This is a genomic window from Desulfospira joergensenii DSM 10085, assembly GCF_000420085.1.
GTDB lineage: Bacteria > Desulfobacterota > Desulfobacteria > Desulfobacterales > Desulfobacteraceae > Desulfospira > Desulfospira joergensenii.
In genome coordinates this window covers 1,821,681-1,839,513 of the sequence record NZ_ATUG01000001.1, presented here as the reverse complement: position 1 = coordinate 1,839,513, position 17,833 = coordinate 1,821,681, and the positions used below count along the sequence as shown (strand labels likewise).

Genomic DNA, 17,833 nt, shown 5'->3' with positions numbered 1-17,833 from the left:
GTGAAAGCCATTTTATCATGGCGGATTTAAGAATCTGCATCAAAGCATAATAACAATAAAGGGTATCTCTAATAATCAGGATTTTGGTTTGAGTTCAAGGCGCAGGAAAATTTTTACCGGAGGAATATATTGAATATTCCGAGGACTAAAATTCTCCTGCAACGCAGAAATCGGACCCAAAGGCAATGATTAAAGGTGGCCTGAAAGAGCAGCGAATGAAACCGGCACAGCCCCAGGATGAAATTGAAGATTTTAAAGGCAGCCTTATCCAGCACGGCAGAAACAACAACCGCATATATCTTATGCAGTGTTCCGCCCTTCCGGACAGAGATCTCCCCGGCGGTCTGATCCGCCTGGCCCGGGAAAAAGGATATTCAAAAATATTTGCAAAGGTGCCCCAAAGCGTTTCAGATCTCTTTTCCATGTCCGGTTTTATCCAGGAGGCCCGGATCCCGGGGTTTTACCGGACAGATGAATCCGCCCTGTTTATGGCCTGGTATCTGGATGCCGCCCGGAAAGAAGAAAAGGATGCTATGGAAATTGAAAAGATCCTTTCCATGACTTTGAAAAAGAGGGTCAAAGAATCATTGCCCGGCCTTGATAGCAGGTTTGCGGTCAGAAGATGCAGAGAAGAGGATCTGGATGATATGATTCAATTATACCGGCAGATCTTTGACTCCTACCCCTTCCCCATTCATGATCCTGAATATCTTCTTAAAATGATGCAGAGCGATGAGATCGAGTATTTCTGCATGGATTCAGGGGGTGAGATCGCAGCAGTTTCCTCGGCGGAAATCGATAACAAAAACTCCAATGCCGAAATGACGGATTTTGCCACGGCCCCGGCATATCGATCCAGAAATTTTGCCCGGCATCTGCTTGCCGAAATGGAAAGCAGCTTAAAAGAGAAAAAGATCAAAACCGTTTATACCATTGCCAGGGCATTGTCCCCCGGGATCAATATGGTCTTCCGCCAATCCGGGTATCATTATTCGGGAAGGCTGAAAAACAATACCAATATCTCGGGAAAAATTGAAAGCATGAACGTCTGGTATAAGCATCTGGATCGGTGATGGGCTGACGATCAATTTGCTTTGATATTTTTCTCCAATTCTTCCACAAGAACAGGATATTTTTCAGCTTTTAAATTTTTATATTCTTGGATAGCCCTTTTTATTGCTTGTTTTGATGGCGGTGCGAGATGAATATGCAATGTACTATCTAATAATTTAACAAAATCTCTTTGTCCGGTCATTTTGACCTTGCTGCCGTCTACCCTAACAATTGAACACCAAGGTGGAGAAGAGATTTTCCAATCAAGAGTTTGTAACTTTGCTATTGCCTCATCCCAGGTTAGCTGTCCTTGAGTAACCACTTCTTTAAGAACTCTTGCAATGCTCCTTTGAATAACAGGTCTCATATAGGCATGGCCCATTATTTCATTATCTTTTGGAGCCCGAAGCTCTCTTGCATTACCTATTTTCTCCATCTCTTCTTGGATATTGCCACAATTTTTATATAAATCATTAAGACGATCTATTAGAATATCATAGCTATCATCAACGACTTTCGCTGTTGGCCTTTTGTTTGGATTGGTCATAGTGCTATCCAAATCAAATCCTAATTCCTTAATTGTATTATACAAGCATGATAGCGTTGTTAGGGCTTTTTTATGTGTTTTACTAATTGCTTCCCCAGCTAACTTTATATCACCTTCGTCGCCTTGTTTACTGAAAACGACAACTCTGCCATTCTCTTTTAAAAATGGATGCTCTGTTATTATTCTTCTTGCTATTATTGCAAAACCATCATCTTCATCTAAAGCGATATTTTCTGCTTTTGTGGTTGATTTAGCATTTTTGTTGATGTTTGAGAACAATCGTCTAGTTTTGGTTCTACCCTCTTCGGTTTCATAATGGCTAACCAAGATTACTGCAATTTCTTCTGATCCTAATTCTGGATTGATTTTTATGGCATCTTTAATGGCCCGAAGTCTATGTTGACCGTCTAATGCAAAGTATTGTTGAGTTCCATCAAAAGTTAACACACCAAATTGATTATCTAATCCGTTCAATAATTCTTCATTTTCTTCCATTTGAACAGGAGAATAGATCGGATTTCCACCCCAAGCCGCAACTATGAGTGCACCTAAAAAACGGTGCTTGGAGGCCGTCAAATATTCAACAATATCTCTTGTTCTGCTTGTGATTCCTCGTTGTATTAGAGTGCTAAGATCTGTATTCCCACCAAGCTCATGAGCGAAATTAATTTCTCGTGATACGGCAGCATATTTCATCATACAAACATAATAATCCCAAGTCCCAACTTTAGCCTTAAGTGCAGGTATTAATGTTTTATTTGCCATTTATCCTCCTAAAATGCGTTAGTAGGTTTTCCAACTTTATAAGTAGTATATATTTTATTTGCAGGTGGATTATATAATTTAATAAGAGCTTTTTCTATTCTTAGGATATGCTTGTCATTTTTAAAAACAGCAAACCAATATTCTAGATCCCACAGGTTCAAAACTTGCTGAATTTTTTCTTCTCTTGTTTTTAATTCGCTATTTGACCAATGAAAATCAGGATATTTTTGTACAATTTTTGAATATTCTGAGTTATATCTTTTGCTAAGATTACTATTATTGTCTCCTCCAGCTTTCCCGATATATAATACCATCCGAATTGATTCAATTTTTTCTCCCTCATCCATTGATAATTGGAAATATGGAGCCCAGGTGAAAATATATATGCCGCTTGTTTCTGGTAGTGACGATCCTAAGGATTCAGTAGCTTTCTTTTTTTCCCATCCGCCAGTGCTATATTCAAGTATTTCTTCATTAATTCTTTCACAAAATTTTTTATCTAATAGACCTTGGGGAGGGATTTTAAAGCGAATGGGGGTAGATCTCTCATATTTATAGCTTTTTATTGTTCTTTCAAGCATTAATTCTCCTAAAAAACAATTTTCGATCAATGCCCAGCAATACGTTTTTTGTTAAATTTTATCAAATGAAATCAATCATTATATAAAATTAATTATTTAGAATTCATATAACGACAAGCGTTAAATTACAATTAAGAAAGGCATTCTTTTATAAAAGAATAATTTTTAGTAAAATTTTGAAACGACCTATCTGAGCTTTGTTACTTCTTCTATTATAACGTGTGTCAGAATTAACATAATCGTTTAGGTTGTGTAGATACTTGCGTTTGCGTCTATTGACAACCATATGCGGCATGATATACAAACGTTTGTATATAAATAGACAAACTATATGGCGGTTTTATGGGTGACCCTTTTGAATACGTGTTTCCCGCAATACGCGGGGTACAGGCAAATAGAGAGTATTATATTACAATGTGCCCAATGCGGCTTATACCTAAGATTTTTTTGTTCAATGAAGAGGAGCTCGTTCCAGAATTAAGAGCTCAAAGAACCTTGAATAAGGCAAGGTTGCCAGAAATGTCTCGGTATATTGTAACTAACAGAGATAATTATGTCTTTTCAGCTATCACAGCGTCAATTGATGCGGATGTGAAATTTGAGCCTATTGAATCGGATAAAGAGAGCCAGAGAATGGGATTACTTCATATTCCTATGTCTGCACAGTTTATCATAAATGATGGCCAGCATCGACGAGCAGCGATTGAAATGGCTTTAAGAGAAAATTCTGATATTGCAGATGAAACAATATCTGTCGTTTTTTTTATGGATAAGGGGCTGAAACGATGTCAACAGATGTTCGCAGATCTGAATCGATATGCGATTAGACCGTCCAAATCTATAGGGGTTTTATATGACCATCGGGATATTAACGCCGAGATAGCCCGCAGTGTTGCATTTCAATCTAAGGCATTTGTTGGATTGGTAGAAATGGAAAAAACCACCCTTTCACCAAGGTCAAGACGACTGTTTACCTTAAGTTCCATTTATTCTGCTACAGTGGCACTTATTAAAGGTTGCCGAGATGAAGAAGATTTAGAAGGTAACCAAAAACTCGCTCTTTCGTTTTGGGATGAAGTAGCAAAGCTGATACCAGAATGGGATTTGGTTAGAGAACAAAAAATAACTGCGGGAGATATTAGAAGAGATTTTATACATTCTCACTCCGTCGTTCTCCAGTCGGTTGGAAATATCGGCAATACACTTTTTCTTGGAAAGGTTAGAAGCTGGAAAAAATGCCTTAAAGGTTTGAAGACGATAGACTGGTCTCGTACTAACTCAGCGTTATGGGAGGGTAGAGCAATGTCTGGTGGAAGAGTTACTAAGTCTCATAACAATGTTATTCTGACTACGAATGCGATTAAGAATCATTTAAAGATAGAGTTGGGTCCCGAAGAACAACGGGTGGAGGATGCTTTTTTAAGGGGAGATAATGGTAAAAAATAAACCCACTATTTCATCAGCTTTTGATGAGTTTGGATTTACAGAGACTGTTGAAACGCTTATCAAAACCATACAGGATTTATATACATCAGTTAAAGCTCCTTGGATTATTGGTTACAGCGGTGGTAAGGATTCATCAACCGTAACACAACTAATTTGGACTGCTTTATCCCGTCTTGACGAAAAGGAACGAATCAATCCCGTCCATATTATCAGTACGGATACTTTAGTTGAGAACCCTGTAGTTGCCGCCTGGGTAGCTGTGAACCTTGAAAAAATGAGGAAAGCGGCCGAAAAATCAGGTCTTCCCATAACGCCGCATAGGCTAACCCCTACTTTAAAAGATAGCTTTTGGGTTAACTTAATTGGGAAAGGTTACCCAGCGCCTCGTCCTATGTTCAGATGGTGTACATCAAGGTTAAAGATCAATCCCTCAAACAAATTTATATCGGAAATTGTTAACGAAAATGGTGAGGCCATTCTGGCCTTAGGAATGAGAAAAGCAGAAAGTTCTGCCAGAGCAGGGGTTATGAAGCGGATTGAGAACAAACGCATCAGAGAACTGCTATCTCCAAACATGCAATTACCAAACAGCTATGTTTTCACTCCAATTGAAAATTGGACTAATGATGATGTATGGGCCTACTTGCTTAATCATGACAAGACTCCATGGGATTTTAACAACAATGAAATCCTCGACATGTACAAAGGAGCATCTCCAGATAATGAGTGCCCATTGGTGGTAGATACCGGAACACAAAGTTGTGGAAATAGTCGGTTTGGGTGTTGGGTGTGTACACTTGTCAGCAAAGACAGTTCAATGCAGGCTATGATCCAAAACGATGATGAAAAGCAATGGATGTCTGAGATGTTATCGTTTAGAGATCAATTAGATGTAAAAAATGATCGTGAACATAGAGACTTTAGGCGAATGGATGGTAACCTTCTAGTTCATAATGATAGGTTAGTTCATGGCCCTTATATGCAGTATTACAGGGAAGAATTACTGAAGAAGTTGCTTAAAATTCAGAAGACAATCCAGTCCAAAAAATCTTTAAATATACCTAATTTCGAGTTGATTTCCATGGATGAACTACAGGAAATCCAACGTATTTGGGTTACAGAGAAAAACGAGATTGAGGATAATTTACCAAGAATTTATAAGTCTGTATTTGGTAGAGCATATCCTCAAGAGTCGAACACGTACTGGTTCTTCGGCAAAGAAGAAATGGAAATCCTAAGTGAAATTTGTGGGGACGACAGGTTACAATTTGAAATGATAAGAGATCTGTTAAGCATTGAAAAGAAGTTCAGTTTTAAAGTCAAAAGAGCTGGATTGTATGAGGATTTAGAAAAAGCGGTGAAGAAAAGCTTCTATGAAAATGAAATTGATGCTGAAAAATTAGCAATTAAGCTTCAAGAGGCGAAGGCAAATGCAAAAAAAGGGGCTTTTGAAAGTTTTAGTTTCATTGAAACACTGGATGAATCTACGGATACTGGAACTGTCAACGCTGATTTTGTAGAGTGATTAAAGGTTCATAGATGATATTTGATGAAATTGTCTTACATAATTTTCGTGCTTACCGAGGGGAACACGCAATCAAGTTGACCCCTCAATCTTCTAAAAAACCTATCGTTTTAATTGGTGGGTATAATGGCGCTGGAAAAACAACTTTATTTGATGCCTTTCAACTTGTTCTTTTTGGGAAACAAGCCAATGGTTCATCAAGGGAAAACTTGCCATATGACACCTACCTGAAACAATCTATCAATAAGCAAACACCTCACCGTGAAGGTGCTAGAATATCATTGATATTTAGGCATAGTTCAAACGGTTCTGAGAATAAATATAAGGTTAGTCGATTTTGGAATTCTAACGGGAAAGGCGTTCGGGAGAAGGTTGAAGTTCGTCTTAATGGTGAGTTGGATAAGGTCCTTTCAGAAACTTGGGGTGAAATTGTAGAGGATTTTATTCCCATCGAAATTTCGAAGTTATTTTTTTTCGATGGAGAAAAAATAAAAGAGCTAGCTGAAAAGCAAAAAACCGCTCAAATTATTTCAACAGGAATATATTCTCTTTTAGGGCTTAACCTAATTGATAAACTTCATACGGATCTTGGGGTGCTGAAAAAAAGAAAATCAATTCCGATGAAGGCAAATATAGAAAAAAGTAAAATAAATGAAATTCAGGAGGCAGTTAATAAATATGAAGGCCAAAGAAGCAAAACAAAAACAATTATGACAGTTGTTGGAAACGAGCTTAAGGATTTGGAAAAAAGTCTCCAGAAACAAGAGCGCCAATTTAAGAAAGCTGGGGGGAATTTCTACACTGAGAGAAGTGAGCTTGAAAAGGAAAAAGCTTTCATACTAAGCAAACTTGAAGAAAATGGTCTTAGATTAAGAGAGCTTGCAGCTACTGCTCTCCCACTATCCTTGGTAAGCCCTTTACTGAAACAAGTTCAAAAACAAGGGGATAAAGAGTTTGAAAGTCACAGAAACAAACTGGTATTGGATATTTTAGAAAAACAGAATTCAAAACTCATTAAGTACCTAAAGGAACAAGATTCATCTGATATGACTGTATCCGCTGTAAATGATTTTTTACAGCAAGAAAGAAATGAGATTCAAAAAGATTCGGAAGCAGAGAGTTATCTCAATATGTCAGAAACAGCCCGTATTAATCTTAATCAGTTGCTTGATTACATTCTTCCTGATTTAACTGATAGAAGGCAACGACTGGCCCAGGAACATGATGATTTACAGACAAGATTGTCTGATGTTGATAGGCAACTTCAAATGGTTCCTGAACAGGAAAGTATAGTCAAATTCATTCTGGATATAGAAAGGACACGAGCTGATTTAGAAAAAAAACGAAACGAGTACCGAATTGCTGAAGAACGATACAAAATGGCTGTTAACAATCATGAATCTGAACTAAATCAATTAGAACGAGCCATAAGCAAAGCTATTGAGGAAAAATTTAAAAATGAATCTAATAGAAGGATCGTTCAGTATTCATCAAAAGTTCAAGATACTATCCTAAAATATAAAAAGGCGATGGTTCGATGTCATGTCGATCGAATCCAGAATCAAATTATGGAAAGTATCAGTGAATTGTTTCGCAAAAGAAATTTTATTAAAAATTTTGTTATCAATCCTGAAGACTTCAGTTTCACCCTTTATGACAAAAAAGATGAAATTATCCAATTGCAGCAACTTTCTGCGGGTGAAAAACAACTTGTCGTAACTTCTATATTATGGGGGTTGGCTAAATCATCTAATTTTCCACTTCCGTCTATCATTGATACACCACTGGGAAGGTTAGACAGTAAACATCGACAGAAAATAATTAAGGGATATTTCCCACAGGCAAGTCATCAGGTGATCCTTCTTTCTACAGACGAAGAAATTTCTGATAAATACTTGAATCAGTTGAAATCCAAAATTAGTCATTCTTATATATTAAAATACAATGATGAAAATGAATCAACTACTCTTGAATCTGGATATTTTAAAAAGGTTTCATAATGTTTATTGAAACGGTTCGATTATCTGATCAGGCTAAAGGCCAACTTATAAAGCTAAAAAGAAAAACTAAAATTGAGAATTGGAATGTCCTGTGTCGTTGGGCTCTATGTCTATCTTTATCAGATCCAAAGATTCCAAGTGATACTGCTTTCCAGTCTAACAGCGCCGTTGAAATGACTTGGAAAGTATTTGGGGGGGAATATAGTGACTTGTTTGAAGCCTTGATGAAGGAACGCTGCCATGGTGATGGAATTGAGCTAACAAAAGATAATTTGGCCAAGTATTTTAGACTGCATTTGCATAGGGGAATTACATATCTTGATAATTCAAAGGATATTTCAAATCTTGTTACATTCTTGAATTTCGTTGCAATAAATTGACCACGTTATGTACAACAAAAAAGAAGAAAATGAAGTTCATTGAATCCTACATAATTGGGCAGCAGTCGAGTGCGGGTTGAATCCAAGCCCTTAGATCTTCGTTAAGTTCAGGTGAGATATTGATATTCCCATGTGAGAATAACCTCAAGCGATCAAAAAGTAAGCCTTCTGACTCATTAACTTTAAGTCTATACTTTTCGCTCTCAATTGCATATGGAATAGTGCGCTGGACCCTAATGAATGAACAGCCTGGGGCCTGAGATAAGCTCTGAATCTGTTTTTTAAAAAAATTAAAAAATAGAAAAACATCGCACGGGTGACTGGTTTTTATGCGCCCGGAGGGCGTGTAAAAAACAGGCAGCAGTAACCCTATGCGACCGCCTTTCGTTCTTGGTTTTTATAGTAAATTTCATCTGGTGTCCAGTTGTCCAGTGACTGATGAAAGCGTTCCCCGTTGTAGTACAGGAACCATTGTGTCAGTCCTTGGCGGAGCTTCAAACCTCCTTCAAACGCCCTTAAATACAAATAGTGATACTTCAGAGTCCACCATAGCCGTTCAATGAAAATATTATCACGAAAACGGCCACGGCCATCCATGCTGATACGGATGGCGTTCTCCTTCAAGACTCCAGTGAAGGCCTCACTGGTGAACTGGCTCCCCTGGTCTGAATTGAATATTTCGGGACAACCATATTGATGTATCGCATCTTCAAGAGTGTCAATACAGAATGCCGTTTCAAGGGTATTGGAAAGCCGCCAGGATAATACTTTCCGACTATACCAGTCCATAATTGCCACAAGATACATAAAACCTTTGGCAAGAGGAATGTATGTGATATCCGCACACCAAACCTGATTGGGACGGTTTATTGTCAGTTTACGAAGCAAATAGGGATAGACCTTGTGCCTCGGGTGCTTCTTACTTGTTTTCGGCTTTGGATATATGGCCCGTAATCCCATTATGCTCATCAGTCTCCGGACACGCTTACGACTTATTTTATAGCCCAACCTTTGCAGAAAAGTACGCATTGATCGGCTTCCATAATTCGGGGTTTTTAAATATTGCTCATCAATCAGTCTCATCTGCTCAAGATCCAGACGACGAACTTTTTTGGGGCGGTAATATACCGAGGTTCGGCTTACCTTAAGCAACTTACATTGTTGAACAATGCTGATCCGAGGATTATTGAAATCGACCATTTTTTTACGTTCTGTTCGACTTAAAAGTTGAGCTTTTTCGACAAAAAATCGTTTTCCACCTTTAATTTGCCAATTTGGCGGTAAAGCTCATCTACTTTGGTATCCATATGTTTTTTTTGATTCCGATTTTTATCGAACACATCTGCGGCGCCGTTAAGCAGATTCCGTTTCCAGGTGTTGATCATTGTCGGGTGGATTTCATACCGCGCTGCCAACTCGGCTACTGTTTGCCCATTTTTCAGGGCAGCCAACGCAACCTTCGCTTTGAACTCAGGTGAATACTGTTTCCGTTTCCTGGTGGTCATTGCCAACTCCTTTCATGTTAGTGAATCAGAGCTTAGCACATTGTTCGGATTCTGGGGACCACCGCATAGAGACCGCTTTAGAGGGTGTACAAGCGAAATCAATATATTTTTTCCATCTACTTAGATTAGGGTCTCGGAGTTTATGGACCCAATCAGCACCACTAGCACACTGAACCAGCAAAGAAAAGAAACCTGGGCGTTGATCAGGAAACTTTCGGACACACAAAACATCTAACCCTGCGTCATTTGCTCGTTTGCCAGCCCAATAGTCGAAATCTCCGACCCTTTCACATAAATGTCGAGATATATCCGGGAGCAATTCGTTAAGAGGTGTAGAATGATCTCTAGACCACCCACATTTCATCACATCCCACTCAGGTAGTATAAGTTCTAAATGAAGAGCTGTTATGGCCTCAAATAAATCCCCTTGTTTGCCATAATCAAGCCCAAATTCTTCTCTCCAATTTTTATAGTGCGGTAAAACACTAGCAAGTAAACAAAAGGTATAATCTACAAAATCAGACCAGCTCCCCTTTGTTTCTATTATATGTTCCCGTCTATTAAAAGGGTAAGACGACCCCATACAGGATGCTCTTTTATCTAATTTATTATAGAGAGTGTCTACATAGGTAAATGCAAAGTCAGAATCAATATAGATTTGCAAATCTATCAAGGCATCAACTATTTCTGCTTTTGACAAACGTATATCATCAAAAAGAATGGACGCTTCTATCCAATCACAAACGATGTCATCATCTGAGTTGTGTTTTGTTACAGATGGAGAGAAACCTTTACTCGGTTTATCAAGCATCTCAATCTTCCTCTGTGTCGATGTCTGAAAAGTTGATTAATAGAGCTTCTGAATCTAATTTGAGTTTTTTTATAGTCTGCCTTATTAAGGGGGATTTCTTATAATAATGAATTCTATTTAAAACAGACCGTATTGCAACGGATGCTTGATGGAGAGACCGTTCAATTTCCTTTTCTGCTCCACCGGCAAATTCATAGGCAGTAGTAAAATCAGGTTTTTTATCGGTATTAATGTAATCTATAGCATCTTCACTGTCTAAAATTTCGCCAAATTCGGGTAGCTGTCGAGTATCTGTAACTAATGGTTTTTTCTCTTTGCCATCTCCATAAAAGCAACGAACTATAAATTTCAAATTGTCAAGGTGCTCTTTTTTTACAGGTACCTTAGCTTCATCGATAGTTAGATTTAAATCAATACCAAGATAGTTTTGTACCGAAGGGTTGCTCAAAGAAGAATAAAGCAAACTAAACCTGTACTCGAGTTGCTCTTTGGGCAATTCTTCCTCAGCAAGAGAATCCTCTATTTGTAAAAGTAATCTATAGGCAATAAAATATTGCCTAACAGTTGGTGTTTTGCTCCCAATTTTTTTCATTACTTCAATGTAAGAATACTTTCTTTCGGTAAGCAACATGTCTATGAATTGTGCTTTTTCGGCAGGAGCCCATTGCTTTATGCCAGTTACATGCCTAAATCCCAAAAATTCGTCTATATCACTACGGGATTCAACTATCAGTACAGGCACAGTAGAGAACAGTTTACTTAAAAAAGCGGTTCCCTTCTCTTGAGCCGATTCAGATATTTTTTTCCATTTTCCGCTAAATGGTTTCCCTTCGACTGCAGCTTGGAGAGTCTTCAGAGTTGCTAAACGTCTATTCCCCTCAACAACAACTATACGCATCTCTCCATAAAGCGGCTCATGAACAGCCAAAAGTGGTTCTTGAGACCAGAACCCCCCACTCTCGATATAGGACAGGGCAAGTTCATCAAGAACTTGTTCAGACATATATTCAAGAAGTTTTTCAACGGGCGTGTCATCGCTTCGTCTGTGCCTTCCCAACCTTGGGTTCAAAGGGTCGAGAAAAAGATCATCTATTCTAAAATATTCGAGTTTTTCACTGACAGCCATAGTGCTGCCTCCAGTTAATATGAAAATTAAAGCTAAAATTTAAGCCTAAAACGATATCAAAATTCAGGAAAAATGCAAATAACATAAGTTATAGATGAAAATTTATTTATTTCTCAATTAATGCCAAATCAAGAGCATTAATAAAAATGGGAATATACTCTGTTTGGACGCCGAATTCTTTTTCAATCATGATCTCTACGATTCCATCACCATTGATCATAATAATTGGAACAGCACCAGGCTGGAACATAAGCTTTGTGCAATCTTTTGTATAGGTCGATGTCGTAAAGAAAAGTCCTTGCTCACATTTTCCTTGAATTGCTCCTCTGAAAGCTTGGATTTCTTTTGTGTTAACCGATTTGGAAGTGTAACGTTTACATTGAAATGCAACTGTAATTAATCCAAGCCCTATTTTTAACTGACCGAAACCATCAATCCCTCCGTCTTTTGTTTTGCGTGTAACTTCCACATCAATAAAACCATATGCCTCCAATAGGTTTTTTGTGAAGTTTTCAAAGTTTTCAGGGGTTATCTTCTTGATTTCTTTTAATATTTTTTGTCTAAAAGTAGAAAAGTGTCTTTTTTGAGCTTTTTTTATTTCATTAATACCCGTGTTGATTTTTGGTGTTTGTTTAATGGCTTTTTTTGATCTTGATGATATCTTTTGAGGTGAGTCCAAATAGAAATAAGTATTATCTCCTATTAATTCAAAGTATTTTGTCTTTGAAGCAGACGGGAAATCCACACCTATGCAATGACGTCTAATTTCACCCCTTACTATGCCGGAAGGTACCGCCGCTTTAAAATTATAAAGGTTGTTTGATATAATCGCTTCATAAGCTTCTTGAGCTGTCATTGGGGAGCCTTTTAATTTCATTACTTTTCGGATTGCTTCTTTGATAGTCATTAATATTCCTTTTCAAAAGCAAAAATTAGATGAAATTCCGATTGAAAAAAGATGTGAATTGTCTTTTTAATAAGGCATATACAATCGACCATTCAATTTCAAGAAAGATTTTTGAAACATGTTAAAACTAAATTACGCAAAGCAAAAAATTTCAGAGGACCAAAGCCGGACCGGAGAAACAAAAAAGGATTTCAGCCAACAATTGAAATCCTTTATCGTTTAAATGGTGATCCCACCGGGAATCGAACCCGGGTTTCCGGCGTGAGAGACCCTGGGAATGCGGTTTTCAGGCGATAGTATGAAATCGGAAAGCCCCGGACGATTCACCATATTTCCCACGAAAATCAAATCAATAAACAGTCGTGAAAATTTTAATAATTCAGAATGGGCTATTGAAATAACAGTTTTCCAATAACGATTTCGAGATCCGTCAAAAGACCAGCAGTTTCAAGTCAATACAGCTTTTTAGGAGACTATTCCAGACGTTTCAAAGTACCGGAGGGGGACCGGAAGAATTTTGTTCTAATGTCGGTGTTGTGGCTGGTCATTTCTCTGGCAAAACTATTTGATGAAATTGACAATAAAAGCCATTAGTGTTAATTTTTCCTTAAATATAGAAGGATTGAATTATGCAAAATGCAATAGAAATAAAACACCTTAGCAGAGAAGAGAAACTCAGAATGGTGGATGCCTTGTGGGCGGATTTATTATCAGAGGAAGAACTGCTCGAATCACCGACCTGGCATAAAAAGGCCCTTCAGGAAACAGAAAAACGCTTTGCAGAAGGTAAAGAGAGAATTGTGGATTGGCATACTGCCAAAAAAGAGCTACGGAAACACTTTGAATGAAAATTGAGATTCTCTCTTCAGCCATGTCAGACTTGGCAGAGGGCCGACAGTTCTACGAGGAACAAAGCGAAGGGCTGGGAGAATACTTTTTTGATTCTTTGTTCTCAGATATCGATTCTCTGACTCTCTACGCTGGTATTCATCCAATATTCTATGGTTATCACCGGATGCTTTCAAAAAGATTTCCATACGCCGTATACTACAAACTAAGGGAAAAATCCGTCGCCATAGTATGGCGGGTGCTCGATTTAAGACACGATCCCAAAAGAATCAGGGAAGCTCTATAAAATTTATGACACGAATTCTGCAATTCTGGGATAAGATACTTAATTGAAGCTAAAGACTTCCTATGATGAAACTAAAAATTTTGCCGGAATCCCAATTGCCTAAAGCAAATCCATATAATACAAACTATGATTTATTTTAAACTGAAGCAAAAATGATTTTCGAAGAAGAACAGGAACCCTTGGTCTCCCTGGGAAATCCGCCCTGCCTTGGCCCGGTGACCAGAATGACCGGAAATGCCAGGCTCATTTTCTTGACAACCTTTTCAAGGTGTCTTTTGATATACATGGGATAAATTCCGTGTAATTTAAAATTCAATTTTATTATACACGAATTTATCTTTCAGGGTGCAGAAAGACAGAAGCTGGATGTGAGCATGGCAAATAGGCTGGAAAAACTCAAATCCTGGTGGAGTGCCGAGGATAAAGGGCCAGGGGGACGGCGAGGGCATAACCAACAACACAAAAGGGCGCGATCAGGTGGGCACCTGGATCAAGTCCGAAAGAATAGCAAAGAGCTGATTCAACTGGATCACTCAGAACTCTCGGAATAGAAGAAAGAAGCAGGGTCAGAAATGGTCCTGCTTTTTTATTTCCAGATCATATCATCCAGTATTTCTTTCAAGTCGGGGCTTAAATCTTCAGAGCGAATGGTCATACCTGTTGGATCCATCCGAACGATTTTCCCGGCCAATTTGAACGGCATTTTTTGACCGGGAATCGAAAAGACAATCCTTACCCCCTTCATCAGATTTGAAATCTCCGGAAACATTGATATAGATTCTGCTGGCGCTTATATCTCGGAAGTCGGTTTGAATAACTTTGTCCTCGACTAAGGCATCAACATCCAGGGAGGGGACCTTTTTTGAGAGTATCCTCTAAGTTACAATCGAATCAATGCCAGCTTTTAATACTATCTGCATTGTCACTTGCATAATCCAACAACTCTCTGAATTTATCAAGAGTTAGGTCTTTATCTGACACTTGAAGTCTTCTTAATAACCAATTTTTCATGGCACTGCCTTGCTTAATCACCCCATCTATGTATTCAATCCAGAATTCAACAGCTTTTTTAATGTTGTCGGCATATTCGTTTGGTTTTAGCCTATCATCTTTTAAAAAAATCATAGCAGCAAAGGATTGGCAAAAATGTGCGGTGCCATCAATTTGATATTTTTCAGTGTAAGAATCTTTTAGATCACCATTAGGCATTCTGGCATACCAATGAGCACCAGAGTAATGGAGACCGATTGTCTGGTCTGTTTTAGCGTTCGCTCTGCGTTGATGCAATATTATTTTCGCTTTATATTGTCCGTATGGATCAATCCTATCAAGGAGAGTATCTCCATCACCTAAGCAATTAATAAGCAGTTGTATTTTGTTAGTGTCAACCATTTTCCCCCTTTCAATTAATTTCCATATAATATTTTTCCCCCCACGAACGGTTTCCAACATTTTTTAAAACAAGCTCTGAATTTAAGGAAAAGACTCTAGTGATATTTGAGTAACAAAGATAGTTTCAACAAGAAGAAAGATTTAGGATAGAGATCTAAATACAATTACCACTCATTTAAGCCGAAATACAACAAGGGAAAGCAATAAAAATTTTTAAAATTCAGAAAGGGTAGTTGGAATAGAAGTTTTTCGATGGCGATTCTGGGGGTAGGCAAAAGGCCAGCTATTTTTATTCAATACAGCTTTTTAGGAGACTATTCCAGACGTTTCAAAGGACCGGAGGGGGACCGGAAGTTTTCAGGCTCCAATGCTGATATCTGCCCTGATAACTTCAACTGTCGGTCATGCTGTGCGCAATTTTTGAAGTTTATCTTTGGCTTTTAATAAAATGATTTTACCATCTTTCCATACTGGAATCGATAGATCCAAGGCAGCTGCTTTTTCTGCTGCTTTCTTTGATGCACGGTGCATTGCATCCAATGCCAATGCTGAGTATGATTTTTTATCCATTCTTTTCCTCCAAAACTTCGGGAACTTCTTTGGAATTGTCAAAAACAACCCAAGCGTCAACCAGATGCTTGTAATATTTTTGGAAATTCTCCCATCCCCGATGATACCTTCGTATAATAACATCTTCCGGAACATTATGTCCACCTTCAGCAACTCTAAGCTGGACACGCTGAATGGCCATCTCCTCGTTCTGAAGTTTGAGAAAATACAGAATTGTTTCATAACCGATTTTTTTCCAGCTTTTAATGCGATCGATATAGTTTAATCCGCTCAGCGTTGTTTCGAACGCAAAAGATTCTTTATTGGAAACAATAGCATCCATCCGTTTTAAAAAAAGCTTTCCGGCTTCTATTGCAACACTTTCAGGGTTAAAGGGCGCAATTCCCCTGGCGATTAAATCTGCATTCAGAAAATTCAAGCACTCGGCTTCTTCCGGCAGAAAATTTTCAGCAAAAGTTGTTTTCCCTGCACCATTTGGGCCTGCAATAATGTAGCATTTCAATTTATTCTTCGACATTCATCCCACCAGTGCCCAGCAGTTTCAGGCATAAATCACATTAAATTTTTGTCTATATCCATTTTCCCATGCAAAATACCAATGATATCAATATAGCTGTCTGAGATGAGATAAAAAATGATGTGTTTCCGCACAGGAAAGGAATAATATCCAGTTGCAATTTCAGGCCGTTGTTTTCCAAGTCCCGGATTGGCTGCAAGTTGATTAAGCTTGTCCCCAATATCCTGAAGATATTTTTCAGCTCGCACTTCACCCCATGTTTCAACAGTATAATTCCAGATATCTGTTAAATCCGATTTTGCTGAAGGAGTGAGACGGTATTTATGCATTCCTGAGCTCAGTCATAACTTCGCTCACGGTTTGAGCAACAAATTTTCCCTGTTTCGCCTGTTCGGCACCCGGCAATAGGCGTTCTTTTAACATTTCAAGTTTCATGAGCTGTACCAGTTCTTCATTTTTTTCCCAGAACCGCAAAGCATCCCGAATTACTTCACTGGCATTGTTGTAATAGCCGGATGCTACTTTTTGCTTAATCCTGGTTTCAAGCTCAGGTGTTAGTGAAACATGCATACGAACCTCCTTACATATTTGAATACGAAAGTAGAATAACAAAAATACAAACATTGTCAATCTTTGAAAATACGTCGATCTTGGAGACCGACTGGTTCACTTTCATTTATAAGTTGACGAGATGCTTACAAGGAGCGAAAAAATGTGAAGGCACAACCAACAGCTTCGAACTGAGCTAAACCCAGAAAAAGCGGGATTCAAGTAAAAAAATCAGCAAAAAGTTTAAAAAGAGAAACCGGACCCAACAGCTTCAACCAATGCGCAAAGCATCCAGCATTCATTATGAATTTGACGGCCGCCATCAAGGCATTTCCCATGGAGGTATTGGTTTGATTCATCTCCTTGCACGAAAGACCGGTCTGCTCAAAGAAATTGACGAACACATTGAACTTCTCAAACCTCATCTGCCTTATCACGAGTCCGATCATATCGCCAACGTGGCATACAACATACTTGCCGGCGGGACCTGTTTGCAGGATATCGATTTGCAGAGAAACGGCAATGCCTGGCTTACTGCTTTAGGAGCCCAGACAATAAACCGCCGGTGACGTTCTTCGACGTTTCTGTGAACAAGATGTCATCGACTTTATGGAGGTTAAAAATACCATCCGCCCCATTCGCTGATATCCAATTGGGCTTACATGGCCATTGCATCTCTGGCTTGGGATCTCAAAGCGGGATATGGGCTGCTGGGTCCATATCGGGTATTGGGAAATAGGATTGGGCGTATGGAGTTCAGACGGTTTATTCACACTTTTATCCGGGGACCGGAAAAGACAAAAGGATTTCAGCCAATAACTGAAATCCTCTATCGTTGGGTGGTGATCCCACCGGGAATCGAACCCGGGTTTCCGGCGTGAGAGGCCAGCGTCCTGACCGCTAGACGATGGGACCACATGTAAACAAACGCAATATTTACAGCATCTCTTTGGAAAAGTCAATGAAAAAGCTGTCCGGTCCGTCATCAAAGAACCATCTGCCGGGTTGACTTTGTTCGCTCCTC

General features: G+C 38.7%; 19 protein-coding genes, 1 tRNA gene and 1 pseudogene. 8 read left to right on the top strand and 13 right to left on the bottom strand.

The features are described from left to right. The first annotated feature begins 215 nt into the window (after positions 1 to 215). The gene (gene ablB, locus F608_RS0109330) at positions 216 to 1,073 is read left to right on the top strand and encodes a putative beta-lysine N-acetyltransferase (RefSeq protein ID WP_022665364.1); all 858 of its coding nucleotides are present in this window, start codon (positions 216 to 218) and stop codon (positions 1,071 to 1,073) included. A gap of 11 nt (positions 1,074 to 1,084) precedes the next feature. Here ablB and F608_RS0109325 read toward each other — a convergent pair whose 3' ends face one another. Continuing rightward, positions 1,085 to 2,365 carry a DNA sulfur modification protein DndB gene (locus tag F608_RS0109325; protein ID WP_022665363.1) on the bottom strand — a complete coding sequence of 427 codons (1,281 nt, stop codon included), beginning with the start codon at positions 2,363 to 2,365 and terminating at the stop codon, positions 1,085 to 1,087. Positions 2,366 to 2,373: 8 nt separating this feature from the next. Beyond that, the gene (locus tag F608_RS0109320) at positions 2,374 to 2,946 is read right to left on the bottom strand and encodes a hypothetical protein (RefSeq protein ID WP_022665362.1); all 573 of its coding nucleotides are present in this window, start codon (positions 2,944 to 2,946) and stop codon (positions 2,374 to 2,376) included. Between the two features lie 342 nt (positions 2,947 to 3,288). Here F608_RS0109320 and dndB point away from each other — a divergent pair, with 342 nt between their 5' ends. Genes dndB through dndE form a run of 4 tightly spaced genes read left to right on the top strand, consistent with a single transcriptional unit; the run spans position 3,289 to position 8,297 of the window. Continuing rightward, positions 3,289 to 4,392 (top strand): DNA sulfur modification protein DndB, encoded by a 1,104-nt coding sequence (dndB, locus tag F608_RS0109315; protein ID WP_022665361.1) that lies wholly within the window; start codon positions 3,289 to 3,291, stop codon positions 4,390 to 4,392. Beyond that, a complete protein-coding gene (gene dndC, locus F608_RS0109310; protein ID WP_022665360.1) occupies positions 4,379 to 5,917 on the top strand; it encodes a DNA phosphorothioation system sulfurtransferase DndC in 1,539 nt (512 codons plus the stop codon). The genes dndB and dndC overlap by 14 nt, the downstream gene beginning before the upstream one ends. A 14-nt stretch (positions 5,918 to 5,931) precedes the next feature. Next, a complete protein-coding gene (gene dndD / locus F608_RS0109305; protein WP_022665359.1) occupies positions 5,932 to 7,917 on the top strand; it encodes a DNA sulfur modification protein DndD in 1,986 nt (661 codons plus the stop codon). After that, on the top strand, positions 7,917 to 8,297 hold the full coding sequence (gene dndE / locus F608_RS0109300; RefSeq protein WP_022665358.1) for a DNA sulfur modification protein DndE: 381 nt from the start codon (positions 7,917 to 7,919) through the stop codon (positions 8,295 to 8,297). The genes dndD and dndE overlap by 1 nt, the downstream gene beginning before the upstream one ends. A gap of 369 nt (positions 8,298 to 8,666) precedes the next feature. Here dndE and F608_RS0109295 read toward each other — a convergent pair. From F608_RS0109295 to F608_RS0109275, 4 genes are all read right to left on the bottom strand, one after another. Next, positions 8,667 to 9,802, bottom strand: a protein-coding gene (locus F608_RS0109295) for an IS3 family transposase (RefSeq protein WP_208599521.1) whose coding sequence is annotated in 2 segments (ribosomal slippage) — positions 8,667 to 9,523 and positions 9,523 to 9,802 — 1,137 coding nt in all. Because the reading frame shifts where the segments join, the coding sequence is not laid out codon by codon here. A 25-nt stretch (positions 9,803 to 9,827) separates the two neighbouring features. Next, positions 9,828 to 10,613: a hypothetical protein gene (locus F608_RS0109285; protein WP_022665355.1), complete on the bottom strand. Its 786-nt coding sequence runs from the start codon at positions 10,611 to 10,613 to the stop codon at positions 9,828 to 9,830. 1 nt (position 10,614) lies between these two features. Further along, a complete protein-coding gene (locus F608_RS0109280) occupies positions 10,615 to 11,739 on the bottom strand; it encodes a hypothetical protein (protein WP_022665354.1) in 1,125 nt (374 codons plus the stop codon). Positions 11,740 to 11,845: 106 nt separating this feature from the next. After that, on the bottom strand, positions 11,846 to 12,646 hold the full coding sequence (locus F608_RS0109275; protein ID WP_022665353.1) for a restriction endonuclease: 801 nt from the start codon (positions 12,644 to 12,646) through the stop codon (positions 11,846 to 11,848). Between the two features lie 629 nt (positions 12,647 to 13,275). Here F608_RS0109275 and F608_RS0109265 point away from each other — a divergent pair. After that, positions 13,276 to 13,494 (top strand): addiction module protein, encoded by a 219-nt coding sequence (locus F608_RS0109265; protein ID WP_022665351.1) that lies wholly within the window; start codon positions 13,276 to 13,278, stop codon positions 13,492 to 13,494. Further along, positions 13,491 to 13,781, top strand: a complete 291-nt coding sequence (locus F608_RS0109260) for a hypothetical protein (protein WP_022665350.1) — start codon at positions 13,491 to 13,493, stop codon at positions 13,779 to 13,781. The genes F608_RS0109265 and F608_RS0109260 overlap by 4 nt, the downstream gene beginning before the upstream one ends. A 586-nt stretch (positions 13,782 to 14,367) precedes the next feature. Here the strand turns inward: F608_RS0109260 and F608_RS0109245 are convergent. From F608_RS0109245 to F608_RS0109220, 6 genes are all read right to left on the bottom strand, one after another. Next, a complete protein-coding gene (locus F608_RS0109245; protein ID WP_153307473.1) occupies positions 14,368 to 14,526 on the bottom strand; it encodes a hypothetical protein in 159 nt (52 codons plus the stop codon). Positions 14,527 to 14,672: 146 nt separating this feature from the next. Next, positions 14,673 to 15,173, bottom strand: a complete 501-nt coding sequence (locus F608_RS0109240; protein WP_022665346.1) for a hypothetical protein — start codon at positions 15,171 to 15,173, stop codon at positions 14,673 to 14,675. Positions 15,174 to 15,575: 402 nt separating this feature from the next. Continuing rightward, positions 15,576 to 15,743: a hypothetical protein gene (locus F608_RS36145; protein WP_022665345.1), complete on the bottom strand. Its 168-nt coding sequence runs from the start codon at positions 15,741 to 15,743 to the stop codon at positions 15,576 to 15,578. Beyond that, positions 15,736 to 16,260, bottom strand: coding sequence for an ATPase (locus tag F608_RS0109230; protein ID WP_022665344.1), 525 nt, complete (start codon positions 16,258 to 16,260; stop codon positions 15,736 to 15,738). The genes F608_RS36145 and F608_RS0109230 overlap by 8 nt, the downstream gene beginning before the upstream one ends. 35 nt (positions 16,261 to 16,295) lie before the next feature. Then, a complete protein-coding gene (locus F608_RS0109225) occupies positions 16,296 to 16,589 on the bottom strand; it encodes a type II toxin-antitoxin system RelE/ParE family toxin (protein ID WP_022665343.1) in 294 nt (97 codons plus the stop codon). Further along, complete coding sequence (locus F608_RS0109220; RefSeq protein ID WP_022665342.1) at positions 16,582 to 16,830, bottom strand: type II toxin-antitoxin system ParD family antitoxin; 249 nt, start codon at positions 16,828 to 16,830, stop codon at positions 16,582 to 16,584. The genes F608_RS0109225 and F608_RS0109220 overlap by 8 nt, the downstream gene beginning before the upstream one ends. Before the next feature lie 209 nt (positions 16,831 to 17,039). Here F608_RS0109220 and F608_RS31285 point away from each other — a divergent pair. Then, positions 17,040 to 17,442, top strand: a pseudogene (locus F608_RS31285) (IS1380 family transposase); the annotation flags it as partial. Between the two features lie 207 nt (positions 17,443 to 17,649). On the opposite strand, the gene F608_RS0109210 reads toward F608_RS31285, so the two are convergent. After that, a tRNA-Glu gene (locus tag F608_RS0109210) sits at positions 17,650 to 17,724 on the bottom strand. Positions 17,725 to 17,833: the final 109 nt, after the last annotated feature.